Source organism: Ensifer sp. B1-9, from assembly GCF_050474445.1.
GTDB lineage: Bacteria > Pseudomonadota > Alphaproteobacteria > Rhizobiales > Rhizobiaceae > Ensifer.
In genome coordinates this window covers 23,415-36,679 of record NZ_JBCHVG010000003.1, presented here as the reverse complement: position 1 = coordinate 36,679, position 13,265 = coordinate 23,415, and the positions used below count along the sequence as shown (strand labels likewise).

The window sequence follows — 13,265 nt, the reverse complement described above, 5'->3', positions numbered from 1 at the left end:
GAAGCCGCTTCAACAAGCGAGCTTAGCGGGCTGCGGCGACAAGTGTCCCCACGGCCGTCGCGACCCGCTGACGCAGTCCCTCAGTCGGTTCATTCTCCGGTCCGAAGTCCTGCTCCAGGGCATAAACGGACCCAGATACGACGACCGCTCGAAAAAAAGCAAACAAAGGTCGAAACTGGTGGTCGATCATCAGCTCGTGGCTCGACGCTTTGGCGGTCGCGGCGACCAGAACCGGACGCCCACGAAGAGCGTTCATATCCAGTATGTCGAACAGGTGCTTCAATAGACCGGTATAGGATGCCTTATAAACCGGCGATCCAACCACGAGTGCATCACAAGTTTCGATTGCCGTCCAAATTCTGTCAATTTCGGGCGGTGCGTGCTTCCTTCCGAGAGTGGCGCCGAGGGCCGGCCCCGCATCCACAAGGTCGAAGACACGGGATTCCCACGCCAATTCTGTCGCCGCCGCCTCGACGATCACTTCGACCATTCTCCGAGTCTTCGATGGGCGACTGAAATTGCCGCTGATTCCGACTATGGTTCCCATTGAAGCCAACCTCCTTGCCAGCCGCGTTTCCAAGCCTCTCAAAGTCCCGTCGCGATGCCTGATGGATAAAGCGCTCCATGCCTGCCCTCAGATGAGCGCGATCAGGCTGCCGCCTGTTGGCTGCGGTCGCGCAGGATCAACTCCGCACCCTTTTCGCCGATAGCCATGCTGATAGCGTTGAGATTGCAGCTCGGTATCTGCGGGATGATGGAGGAGTCGACGACACGCAAGCCTTCCACGCCGATGACCTTGAGGTCCGGCGTCACGACGGCCGCGGGGTCGATGCCCATCTTGCAAGTGCCGCAAGGATGATAGCTGCCGCTCGCGTTCTCGCGCATATAGGCGATCCACTCGTCATCGGTCTGAACATCTTTCCCTGGCTTGCACTCGCCTGTGACGTAGGGCGCGAACGCCTTGGTGTTGAGCGCTGCACGGGCTATCCGCCCACCCGCCATCAGTGTCTGAACGTCGTAGGGATCGCTGAGAAGGTTCAGTTGGATTTTCGGCTGCTCGTTCGGGTCCGCTGATCGCAGCTCGAGAAACCCTCGACTTCGGGAATTGTTCACATTGGGTTGAAGGTTGATTGCCGCCTCCCTCTGCATCTCGATCCCGTCATGGGTGTAGTTCGCAGAGAAGGCACCGAAATGATATTGGATATCGGGATATTCCAGGTCGGGCCGTGTCCTGACGAGGCCAACTCCCGTATATGTATAGGTGGCGTATCCCGACCGGTCGAAAATGAACTGAAGGCCGTACTTCAATTTCCCACGCAGATTGAATTCCTGGTTCGCCGTCTTGATATTCACGAAAGCCTTCACTTGGGTGCTGGCATGCTCCTGCAGGTTTCGACCCACGCCGGGACTGTCGTGGAGCACCTCGATGCCATGCTCCCGGAGCTGCGCTTGGGGGCCGATGCCCGATAGCATGAGCAGCTTCGGCGAATTGATAGCGCTCGCCGAGAGGATGACTTCGCGTCCGCACAAGTCGGTTTGGACCCGCCCGGCGGCCTCATATTCGACCCCCGAAGCGCGTCGGCCTTCGAAAACGATCCGGCGCACCACGGCACCCGTGACGATCTTCAGATTCGGCCGTTTTTTTATGGGGTCGAGGTAGCCGCGGGCCGCGCTGAAGCGTGTTCCCCTGTGCTGGGTCACGTGAATGATCGCGGCCCCCTCAGTCGGTTCGGCATTGTAAGCCGGATTGATGGGATAGCCCAGCTCCTTCATGGCCTCCAGGTATACGTAGGCGAGCTTGGGTGGCTTTCTGACCTGGCTGACGACGACCGCACCATCCTTACCGTAGATGTCGGACACACCGTCCCGGTTTCCTTCGACTTTCTTGAAGAAGGGGAGAATCTCGTCGTATGACCATCCGCGGTTTCCAAGTTGGGCCCAATGGTCGTAGTCCCCGCGGTTGCCTCGAACGTAAAACATGGCGTTGATCGAACTCGATCCGCCAAGTCCCTTCCCTCTCGGCACCATGTCGCGCCGGTTGTTGCGTGTCGGATCGGGCTCCGACATGAACTTCCAGTTTGTTCGCTTGTCCGCCATCGCTTTGAATGCGAGCGCCGGCATCCAGATGTTGAGCTTCTTGTCGCTGCCGCCGGCCTCGAGCAGGAGGACCTTGGTGGCCGGGTCCGCGCTCAGTCTGTTCGCAAGCACGCAGCCGGCCGACCCAGCTCCGATGATGATGTAATCCCAAGTCATCATTCTTCCTGCTTCATTCCGCCATCTTGTTCTGATCGATCAGCTTTGACAACGTACGGATCGTCGCCCGGAGATCGGCTTCCGGTATCCCGGCGATCTGCGCGTGTTGGAAAGCGAGCCAGCGCGCCTTAATCGCCACCCTGAGATTACGGCCGGCATCTGTAAGGGAGTATCCGCCTTCCGTGCCGATCAGAAGCTCTCGCTCCAGTAGTTCCGAAATCGCGTCTTCCGTATCGCGCTGGCCGAGATGGGTCGCGGCAGCCAGTTGATCAATCTTCAGACCAGGCCGGTCGTACATGCAGGCAAGAATTCGCGCGATCGACAGGTGGAGACCTTCGGCTCGGCGATGCTCGTCGAACCTGGTCGAAAGTAGATGATGCGCCTCGAAAATCTGCGATACGATCGTGCCTTCGGCTGTCGTGTCCGGCTTGGCGCCGCTCGCTTCTGGTGTCGGTGATGCGGCCGGATGGGAGTCAGCTATGCTGTACTGACCCTGCGAGAACAGCAGAGGTTCGCCATCGAAGCGGCTGGCACGCTTTACCAGTCCGATGATGATCGTGTGGTCGCCGCCGTCGACCTGCGAGTAGGTTTCGCACTCGAAGTGCGCGAGACATCCATCGAGCAGAGGAGAACCAAACTCGCCCAGCGCCCACACCGCGTCAGCGAACTTGTCATCCAATTTGCTCGAGAAATGACGGGATACGTCCATCTGCTTAGCGGAAAGAACGTTCACTGCGAAACGACCGCTTGATGTGAACAACTCACGGCTACGCGACGTGTCGGCGATGGACCAGAGCACCAGCGGCGGCTCAAGCGAAACCGACGCGAACGAATTCACAGTGACCGCACCGCGGCGGCCGTCGGCCTCCGTGGTGATGATCGCGATTCCGGTCCCGTACTGTCCAAGGCAGCGGCGAAACATGCGGCCGTCTGTGGCGGGATCGCCCTCTTCGACAGGGAGGCGCGGAATATATTGAGGAGACGTATTTTCCATGACGGCATCACGCTGCATGTCGATTTCCTTGAAGATGATCAGCTGACGAGGAGCGCCTCAGCGGACTTGTCCGTCTTATCGTAGCGGCTTGCAGGAACGGGAAGCCCGAGATTTTCTCGGAACGTCCGACCTTCATACTCCTCGCGGAAGCGGCCACGCTTTCTCAGTTCCGGAACCACGAGTTCCACGAAGTCGTCTATGCCATGCGGCAGCATCGCCGGCGTGATGTTGTATCCGTCTGCCGCACCTGCCTCCATCCAGGCTTCCATTTCGTCGGCAACGTCTTTCGCGGTCCCGACAATGGTCTTGTGCTCCTGCGCCATGCCGAGCTTCTTGTAGAGTTGCCGGATGGTCAGGTTCTGCTTCTGCGCCAGGTCGTAATACATCTGCGCGCTGCTCTTGAGACCGACCTTGTCGAAATCGGGCTTCGGAACCGGGGCATCGAGCGGCAGGTGGGACAAGTCGCCGAACGAGCGGTAGAGCAAGGAGAGCCCAACAACCGGGTCAATCAGAGATTCCAAGTACTCGAACTTCTCTTGCGCTTCCTCGCGCGTGCGACCAACGATCGGCGTCAGGCCCATCATCATCAAGAGGTCGGAGCGCTTGCGCCCAACGCCTTCGAGCCTGTCCTTCACCGAAGCGTAGTAATCCTGAGCGGACTTGAGATCGTTCTTGGCCATGAAGACCATGTCGCAATAGTCCGCAGCGATCTGCTGACCTTGTTCCGACACACCTGCCTGCACCAGGATCGGCCTGCCCTGCGGAGAGCGGCGCACGCTCAGCGGGCCTCGAACCGAGAAATGCTTGCCGACATGGTTCAGGACATGCATCTTGCTCTCGTCGTAAAAGATGCCAGTTTCCTTGTCGAGAATGAATGCGTCCTCGTCCCAGCTGTCCCACAGACCGGTTACGACATCCACGAACTCATGAGCGCGTTCGTAGCGGGTATCGTAGGCGAGCTGGCTCGCCATCGAAAAATTCCACGCCTCGTGATCGGACCAGGACGTGACGATATTCCAGGCAGCTCTGCCGCCGCTGATCTGATCCAGCGATCCATATTTCCGGGCAATGTGGAACGGTTCGTTGTAGGTCGTCGACGCGGTGGCGACGAGACCAATGTTGCTGGTAAGGGGAGCCAATGCGGAGAGCAGCGTCAAGGGCTCGAGTTCAACGTTGTGCCGCGACCGGCACATCGATCCCTTCGGTTTATCGTCGAGTCTTACGCCGATGCCGTCGGCGAGGAATACCATGTCGAACTTTGCTTTTTCTGCAGTTTTCGTCACGTCGAGAAAAGACCGGAAGAGGGAACTCCCATCCGCCGGCACGTCAGGGTGTCGCCAACTCCCGGCATGATAGCCCATATAGCGAATGGATAGACCTAGTTTCATCTGCCTTTTGGTCATGGCGTTCCCTCGTGTTAAATCAGCAGAGTCTTCACCGCACTCTCGCGAATGCGTTTCTCATCAGGCTGCCAAAGTGGATGTTCGGTAGGATTGTTCATCTCTTATCCTCATCGAAGCGAGCGAATGCCTCGTCTCGAGGCCCCTCGCCAAGGCTTCGTCTCGATGCCGTCAATGTTCTACACCGGAGGGTCTAGGCGGTTTACGCCGGTATTCTGGCCGCGGCCCATTCCGGCAGTCTCGCCTTGCGGCTTTCGTGGGGCGGCACGCCTTCCGCTATCCGGTAGGTTTTCGAGAAGTGAGACGCCGACGCGAATCCACAGGCGACGGCCACTTCCACAACCGGCATACCAGTCTGTTTCAAGAGGGACTTGGCACGCTCGAGCCTGAGCCGGACGTAGTATCGAGCAGGGCTACAGGCAAACTCGTGACGGAAGTACCGTTCCATCTGTCTGCGCGATATGCCGACCTTCGCCGCCACAACATGCAGGGGCAAGGGTTCCGTCAAGTTCTGTTCCATTATGCGGATGGCGGCTTTCAAATTCTTGCTCCTCACGCCTTGAGGGAGCGAAAAGGGGAGTCTCTGCCGCTCAGACCTGTCACGGACGCCTGCAACTATCGCCTGCTGGCACACTTCGACAGCCACATCGAAACCGAAGTCCTGCCCGATGATGTGAAGCATCATCTCCAGGGCGGAGGTGCCTCCGGCGCAGGTATAGATTTCGTCGTCCACCTCATAAATCTGGGTGCTCAGCAGGGCGTCTGCGAACCTTTCCGCGAAGGACGGATAGTTTTCCCAATGGATGGTGCAGCGCTTCTCTCGTAGCAGGCCCGCATGTGCCAGGAGATGAGAACCGGTGCAGAGTGCCCCCAAAGTGATCCGGCGTTTACGGCACTCGCGAAGCCAGCTGTCGAGGCCCTTGTCAACGTGATGTTGGACATTCCGGCCGGAACACACGATCGCCATTCTGACGTCGAGACCATCATTGACGCGCCTTCTGGCTTCGGCCAACGAAAGATCCGTGTCGATTGCGAGACCGCAACTCGCCCTGATGCAAGACCCGTCGGCAGATACCAATCGCCACTCGTAGGCATCAGCTTCGAGGACCTGGTTGGCGAGCCGAAGAACTTCCAATGCCGACGTGAAAGCGAGCATCGTGAACTCGGGGGCGAGGTAGAATAGGAGCAACTTCTTTCCATCCGATCTTGCATCCATCGGTTCTATCCACCTAGCAAGTTGTGTCTGCCGACCGCTGCGTTGTTGGGCAAGATCCGACTTCAAGGTTCCCATGTAAATGACGAAAAAACTGCCGTTTGTGTTAAGTAGGGCTTACCCTGGAGCTGGACGCCGCTGCGTTGCCTGCCTTTGGTGGATGTCGACCATCCGGATCGTTGATGCAGCGAACGAGCTCCAGCTCACGCTTTCGAATCATTTGCTTGCGGCATCACGGCCACCATCGATCTGACGCAGCGGACCCGTCGACTGCCAGACCATGGTCAGCGTGGCCGGGTATGGCCGCCGCGAGCACAGCGGTCGCATCGATGCAGCGATCGCGGTGGCCCCGCGCTTCGAGGCTCATCCGGCGGTAGGCCGCGCCGCCGTCCAACTCCCGCGGGCTGGCCGCGGCAGCATTTAGTTTTCTTACAAACTTCGACGGCGGACTCCGCCCGAGCAGTTGGTCGTGCGTCCGCGCCGGTATGGTCCATGGGGATTCTGCAATGGGGAGCAAAGATCGCTGGGATCGGGCAGCGGGTCGATCAGCTTGTGTCTTGGTTCGCCCGCACGCCAATATAGTCGATCGAGGACCTTCGAGGTGTCGAGCCTCGGCTGCACGCAACGGTCGCCGGCTCTTTCAGGCTCGAATTCGCGACCAATAAGCCGGGGTTTATCGAGCATTATGATCTGAAGACGTATTGTGCAGTACTCAGAGGAGTTCAGTGAAAAAGCACATCCGCTTTGTTCCGCACGCGCGAAATCCCGCGCCGTTCCCGCTCTAGCTTTCGCCCTTGCCGCAGATACCCGGTTAGGCCTTGCTGTGGGGCCACGAACCGAACGAGTCCGACGCCGCCTTTTCCGCGCGGCAATCACTTGAGCTGATGCTGCCAGCCAGCTGATGGGCCGGAAAGAGGAGGTTCAAAAACCTGGTTCTTCCTTGTAGGCCCTTGTCGAGCTCACCGATCTGTTCGGACTGATCTGGGATACCGGAGCTGCCCAAGCGCACTTTAGTCACGGTTCGGTACCGATTGGATTCTCGTAAAGTTCTTCATTGCCAGCAGGTAGTTGCATAAAGCGCACCTTACCAATGACGTTAACTTTTCTAGCGTTGTGGGGTCTGCTGGCCCACCACTAAGCTGGCGCCAAGTTCTGTGGAACATTGCCCATTCTCCGGCGACAGAGTTGCGCAGGCTGTCGTTTCGACGTGCGAAGTTGCACTTTGCTGCGAGATAGAACGCACGTTTTGCTCACCGTGTCCTGAAGGAGTGGCGATGGATTGGCATATCGAATGCGAGGATGTTTGGAAGATATTCGGCTCTGACGAGAAGTCGGCCCTCAGAGCGATCCGGGACGAAGCACTCGACAAGCGTGAGACACGCCATAGGCTCAATCATATTGTCGGCGTCGCCGGCGTCTCGTTGCAAATCCAGCGCGGTGAACTCTTCTGCATTATGGGTCTGTCTGGCAGCGGGAAATCAACCTTGCTGCGGCACATCAACAGACTGATCGAGCCGACCGCGGGCCGTATTCGCGTCGACAGTGTTGACACGATGACCATGGATAACAAGGCCCTCAGCCGGCTGCGCTCGACCACAATCGGTATGGTGTTTCAGCATATGGCGCTCTGGCCGCACCGGACGCTTTTGGACAACGTGGCCTATGGCCTCGAAATCCAAGGTATGGCGAAAGAGAAAAGGTGGGGGCTTGCATCCGAGATGTTGTCGCTGATGAAACTTGACGGCTGGGACAATCGTTTTCCGGACGAGCTGTCAGGAGGTATGCAACAGCGGGTGGGCCTGGCGCGCGCGCTTGCATCCAACCCCGATATCCTCCTCATGGACGAGCCATTCAGTGCTCTCGATCCTATCATTCGTCGCGACCTGCAGACGCAATTTCTGGAACTCACCCGCCGGATGCGCAAGACGACATTGTTTGTGACGCACGATCTTGAGGAAGCGCTCCGGCTTGGAGACCGAATTGCTATCATGAAGGATGGTGAACTGGTTCAGGTTGGTACTGCCGAAGATATCGTCCTCGCTCCTGTCAACGACTATGTCGCCGATTTTGTCGGGCCGATGTCGAAAGCCCGCTTCCTTCGGGCGGAACAGTTGATGATGCCGATTTCCGATGTGGCGGATCAAAAGCGCCCACAGCATTCAGTTCCTCACGACGCGCATCTGCCGGAGATTCTGGAGAAGGTGGCGAAGGTGCGAGAGCCGGTATGCGTGGCGGATGGGGACACGATCGTTGGCCTGATCGAACCCTACGGCTTGCTGCGCGCAATGAGCAGGGCCACAGCCTGATCCGGTGCAAGCAAAAAATATGAACGTATGGGGGAAATGATGGAGTCGTTTCATTTTTTGGATCCGTTCCAGACTGCGGTGGTGCCGATCGGCGATTGGGTAGCTATCGCGATCCGGTGGGTTGTCGTTAATTTCCGCGGCTTCTTCCAGGAGATCAAGCAGCCTATCAACTTCATACTTTCGAATACAGAAGCCGGATTGCATGCTTGTCCGCCGCTGGTTTTTATCGCTGTCCTATTCTTGCTTGCATGGCAGGTTGCCGAGATTGGGACTGCGGTGTTTGTTGCGGTGTGTCTGTGCGCTATTGGGCTTATTGGCGCCTGGTCAGGGGCGATGACCACGTTGGCCATTGTCTTGACCTCGGTCATCTTCTGCTGCTCCGTCGGCATTCCTCTCGGCATTTTGGCGGCCCAAAACACCGCTGTCGAAAAAGTCCTGCGTCCAGTGCTGGATTTTATGCAAACGATACCGTCGTTCGTCTATCTCGTTCCGATCGTCATGCTATTCGGAATAGGCAATGTATCAGGCGTCATCGTCACCATCATTTACGCTTTGGCACCGGTCATCAGGCTGACGAGCCTCGGCATACGGCAGGTCCGTGCCGATCTCGTGGAGGCATCCACGGCCTTTGGCGGCGGTTCATTGCAAACGCTTCTCAAGGTCCAACTGCCGCTCGCTCGACCCACGATCATGACCGGAGTCAATCAGACGGTGATGCTGTCACTGTCGATGAGCGTCATTGCGTCGATGATATCCGTTACCGGCCTCGGCCAAATGGTCCTGCGCGGTATCGGCCGCTTGGATATCGCGCTTGCCACAACCGGTGGCCTTGGCATTGTGCTCACCGCCATGGTCGTCGACCGGATATCCCAAGGCATAGGTGGCTCGCACCGAAGCAGGGCACGCGGCAAGTGGACGGAAACGGGACCGATCGGTCTTCTGGTGCAAAGATGCCGCGTGTTACCTGGGACAAAACCTTTGGCAATCGCCAGGAGAGTCTCCGACGGGAAAGCTGAATCGAAGATTCCTTTGTGAAGGAATTGGGTCCGGGTTTCAGGGAAATGGATCCCGGACAGAAGCCATTCGCTAACGGTACGCGGCCTTCGAGGACGTGTGCTTCCTTCGCTGCAAAACCATAACAACGTAATGGTCGGATGAGAGCAAGAGCGTCCGTGCCCGGCGGGATGCCTACGAACCTGTCCGCCGGGAATGCTATCCAGTTCGCAAGGGTAAGCTCAACTTACCATGGCCGACAGTTTTTTTCCGATTTACAGGCAAAACAACGACTTCATGATTGTGCCTAACGCCCAGAGACTTAACAAAGGGGAACAGAATGGGTCATATGAACAACAAGGCGCGTATCCTGGCGCTTGCGGTCGTCCTGACAGCCGCTGCCGCACGGGCGCAAATGCCCGGTGAGGGCAAGTCCGTCCAGCCGATCGTACCCGCCGGTATCAGCGGTGTCGCTTTTCAGCATGGCGTCGTCCAGCTTGCATTGGAGAAGCTTGGCTACGAGGTAAAGCCGGTCCTGGAGGCAGATTACCCGGCCCTGCATCTGGCAATTGCGCAAGGTCAAGCGGACTATACGGCAAATCACTGGGTTCCGGTGCATGACAGCTTTTATCAGCAGGCTGGCGGCGATACGGACATGGAGAGGGTCGGCAAGATAGTCAAAGGCGCAAGCCAAGGCTATTTCATCGACAAGGCTACCGCCGAAAAATACAAGATCAACAATCTCAAGCAGTTCCAGTCACCCGACATCGCCAAGCTTTTCGACAGTAACGGCGACGGCAAGGCGGACCTCACCGGCTGCAATCCCGGTTGGGGGTGTGAGCGGGAGATCGAGCATCAGCTTGACGCCTACAATTTGCGTGATGTCGTCAACCACGACCAGGGAAGCTATTTTGCCCTGATCGCAGATATGATCACCCGTCACGAGGCCGGCCATCCCATCTTTTACTATACGTGGACGCCGCAATGGGTCGGTGCCATCCTCCAACCTGGCAGGGACGTTGTTCAACTGGATGTTCCGTTCTCGGCATCAACGGACGGCAGCGACACCGCGCAACCCGACGGGTCAAATCCGGGCTTCAAGACTAATGACATCGTCTTTCTCGCGAACAAGACGTTTCTCTCGTCCAATCCCGTGGTGAAGCGCCTTTTCGAAGAGATCGAGATCCCTCTCGACGACATCAATGCAATGATCCTGCGCCAACATGATGGAGAAAATCAGCCTGATCAGATCCTGGGCCAGGCGCGGGAATGGGTTTCGAAACATCAAGCCCAATTTGACGGATGGATAGCGGATGCCGCCGCGGCCAAGTGATCCGGCGTGATTGACGCCAAACAATCCGCAAGGGAAGGAGCCCTTTCGGTGGAAGCTATGCAACGGAGGATGAGGAGCCTGGCAGGAGATTCGGCTACGCTGAACCGCGCCAGGTTTGCCAGAGGCTGTTTCGTTTAAGTCATGCGGCCATCCCTGTTCGTCCAGCATGGCGTAATACTGCTCCTCGGCTTCGGCTGGCGGATCCTCAGATGTTCGGTCATTGACCGCCAGGCCGATCGAACTGACGATTCTTCGGGCGGTAGGCCAAGGGGCGTTTTTCCGGCCGGTAGCTCCAGTCAGTCGTGCCAGCCTTGGCTGGCACGCTCTTTCTGATCGCGATCACATAGGCCCGGTATTGCCCTGTTCGAACCGGGCAGCCGCTACGTGAACGGCGGCCAAGAGCGCGGAGCCTGACGTCCTCGCAGGAGGAAGCAAGGCGCTGACCGAACAAACAGCACGCCATGGAGCATTTGGCGTTCCTCGATACAGCGGACCTCAGAGGGTGGTTGGTCCGCACGTGTTGGGACTTCTGCCGGCCGTTGCCGGTCCCCAGCCAGAGGCTGAGGGCCTTGGGAATGGTGCGCGCGGACGCCCGATGACGATCGCACGACTTGGAACGACCATCGCGCTGGCAGCGTTGCTGGTATCTGCTGCGGCTCCGGTCGTGATCAAGGCGATCTGGGAAGTCCCCGGATACTCCTCGTAGGAACCCAAGCCCTTCTGAGCGTTCGACTTCACAGAGCCGCACTGTAGTCAGCGACCATTGTTGACCGCAATCAGATCAGATGCTCAATGCCCAGCATTCGCCCGCCAATAACGCGCAAGTTCAGGATCTAGGTCAAGGTGCTCCTGCCACGCGGCCTCTGGGACCTGCCCCGATCGGTAAGCTTCGATCAGCAGGCGCTGATCATCGTTTAACTGCGGCTCTTCCGCATGGTGCAGATGAAACAGACCTAGAACCGCCTCGCCGATATCTCTCATATGGATGGACACTTCGAAACCTCGCTTTGCTCTCTGATATAAACGCGCGGGTGCGGATCATGTTTCGAGGCTGCCCATACAGGATTGTGCTGATTGGAATGCCTTGGCGGTCCTGCTGGTGTCTGCCGCGACAGAGCAGCTTACCAAGGCGCGTACGGGAACTGGCGCCGCCAGGGTTGCCATCCAACAAATGTTAGCCTGCCTATTCGGAGACGAGGTTGGCGGTCAGGGACATTTACTCCCCACAGCTTGATCCAGATGGAGGGAGGCGGTGTGGTGCCTCACCCCCCCTTCTGTCGGCTTACGCGCCAGATGACGTTGCCGACGTCGTCTGCCACGAGCAGTGCACCGGTCTTATCGATCGCCACGCCGACCGGACGCCCCCTCGCCTTGTTGTCGCTACCGATAAAGCCTGTGAGGATATCTTGCGGCCGTCCACTCGGCTTGCCATTGCGGAAGGGAACGAAGACGACCTTGTATCCGTTGTAGGCGCTCCGGTTCCAGGAGCCGTGCTGGCCGACGAAGGCGCCGTTGCGATAAGGCGGGCCGAGTGACGCGCCTTTGGAGAACGTCAGCCCGAGCGAGGCGGTGTGCGAGCCCAGCGCATAGTCCGGCTTAATAGCCCTGGCAACGAGATCGGGCCGCTGAGGCTTAACCCGGGTATCGACGTTCCCGCCGAAATAGCTGTAGGGCCACCCGTAAAAGCCCCCATCACGGATCGAGGTCATGTAGTCGGGGACGAGATCGTCACCGATCTCGTCCCGTTCATTAACGGCGACCCAGAGTGCGCCACTCTGCGGGTTCCAGGAGAGTCCATTCGGATTGCGCAGGCCAGAGGCGAAGACGCGTGTATGGCGGCTTGCGCGGTCGACCTCGAGAACAGCGGCTCGATTCGTTTCCGCCGCTATACCGTTTTCGCCGACATTGCTGTTCGACCCGACCGTCACGTAGAGCTTGCGCCCGTCGGGGCTGGCGATGACGTCCTTGGTCCAATGGTGGTTGATATCGCCCGCGGGCAGGTCGACGATCTTCTGCGCCGGGGCGGTAATTCGAGTGCGACCGCTCCTATAGGGGAAGGCAACGAGGGCATCGGTATTGGCGACATAGAGCTCCCCGTTCGAAAGCGTCATGCCGAAGGGCGAATTGAGCCCTTCCAGAAACGTCCGCCGTATATCGGCGACGCCATCTCCATCGGTATCCCGCAGGAGCGTGATGCGATTGGCGCTCCTGGTTGCGGCACCGGCGCGCTTCATTGCTGCGCCCATAACAAGCTTGCGAAGACTGAAGCCGCCATCCTTCTTTTCCGGCGCATTGCTTTCGGCGACCAGCACATCCCCGTTGGGCAGGACATGCAGCCAACGCGGGTGGTCGAGATCGCTGGCGAAGGCATTGACCCTCAGTCCCTTCGCCGGTGTCGGCGCCGTGCCGCCCTGCCAACCTTTTGCCTCGGCGACGCGGATCGTGGGGATCAGCGTCGATCGCGGCTTTGGCAGCGTCGGGTTCGCTCCGTAGCCGCCATTGCTCGCGATTGCCCCTGTCTTCTCAGAGGAAATGGCGACACAACCTGTAACGACGGCCGCTATCAGGGTGACGATGATCGAGAGTCGCGGGATGCCGGTATTCATCGGATGTCCTCCGAACGGAATGGATCATCGCCGGTTCCGGATGTCGGCCTTCCTTCGCATCCGTGGCCACATCATGCCTCATGACCAAGATGGTCTCCCGGAGATCGACGCATTTCGTCGTCTCATAGATGAACCAGCGTGTCGCCAGGCCCGAATAATGTCGATGC

At 58.4% G+C, this 13,265-nt stretch carries 9 protein-coding genes; 3 read left to right on the top strand and 6 right to left on the bottom strand.

The window, feature by feature from the left end; all coding sequences use genetic code 11:
* Nucleotides 1-22 precede the first annotated feature (22 nt).
* The 5 genes from ACQ5BM_RS05905 to ACQ5BM_RS05885 form a co-directional block, all read right to left on the bottom strand.
* Nucleotides 23-547, bottom strand: a complete 525-nt coding sequence (locus ACQ5BM_RS05905; RefSeq protein ID WP_429809058.1) for an NAD(P)H-dependent oxidoreductase — start codon at nt 545-547, stop codon at nt 23-25.
* A 101-nt stretch (nt 548-648) separates the two neighbouring features.
* On the bottom strand, nt 649-2,253 hold the full coding sequence (locus tag ACQ5BM_RS05900; protein ID WP_429809055.1) for a GMC family oxidoreductase: 1,605 nt from the start codon (nt 2,251-2,253) through the stop codon (nt 649-651).
* Between the two features lie 13 nt (nt 2,254-2,266).
* The gene (locus ACQ5BM_RS05895; RefSeq protein WP_429809052.1) at nt 2,267-3,265 is read right to left on the bottom strand and encodes a flavin reductase; all 999 of its coding nucleotides are present in this window, start codon (nt 3,263-3,265) and stop codon (nt 2,267-2,269) included.
* A gap of 20 nt (nt 3,266-3,285) precedes the next feature.
* Nucleotides 3,286-4,650: an LLM class flavin-dependent oxidoreductase gene (locus tag ACQ5BM_RS05890; protein ID WP_429809049.1), complete on the bottom strand. Its 1,365-nt coding sequence runs from the start codon at nt 4,648-4,650 to the stop codon at nt 3,286-3,288.
* A 199-nt stretch (nt 4,651-4,849) separates the two neighbouring features.
* Complete coding sequence (locus ACQ5BM_RS05885) at nt 4,850-5,863, bottom strand: GlxA family transcriptional regulator (protein WP_429809047.1); 1,014 nt, start codon at nt 5,861-5,863, stop codon at nt 4,850-4,852.
* Between the two features lie 1,271 nt (nt 5,864-7,134).
* On the opposite strand from ACQ5BM_RS05885, the gene ACQ5BM_RS05880 reads away from it, so the two are divergent.
* The 3 genes from ACQ5BM_RS05880 to proX all read left to right on the top strand — a co-directional run bounded on the left by ACQ5BM_RS05880 (nt 7,135) and on the right by proX (nt 10,492).
* The gene (locus ACQ5BM_RS05880) at nt 7,135-8,166 is read left to right on the top strand and encodes a quaternary amine ABC transporter ATP-binding protein (RefSeq protein ID WP_429809044.1); all 1,032 of its coding nucleotides are present in this window, start codon (nt 7,135-7,137) and stop codon (nt 8,164-8,166) included.
* A gap of 39 nt (nt 8,167-8,205) precedes the next feature.
* Entirely contained in the window at nt 8,206-9,201 is a 996-nt protein-coding gene (locus ACQ5BM_RS05875) for an ABC transporter permease (protein WP_429809041.1), read from the top strand.
* A gap of 307 nt (nt 9,202-9,508) precedes the next feature.
* A complete protein-coding gene (gene proX, locus ACQ5BM_RS05870; RefSeq protein WP_429809038.1) occupies nt 9,509-10,492 on the top strand; it encodes a glycine betaine/L-proline ABC transporter substrate-binding protein ProX in 984 nt (327 codons plus the stop codon).
* A 1,262-nt stretch (nt 10,493-11,754) separates the two neighbouring features.
* On the opposite strand, the gene ACQ5BM_RS05865 is transcribed toward proX, so the two are convergent.
* Nucleotides 11,755-13,098, bottom strand: a complete 1,344-nt coding sequence (locus ACQ5BM_RS05865) for a PQQ-dependent sugar dehydrogenase (protein ID WP_429809035.1) — start codon at nt 13,096-13,098, stop codon at nt 11,755-11,757.
* Nucleotides 13,099-13,265: the final 167 nt, after the last annotated feature.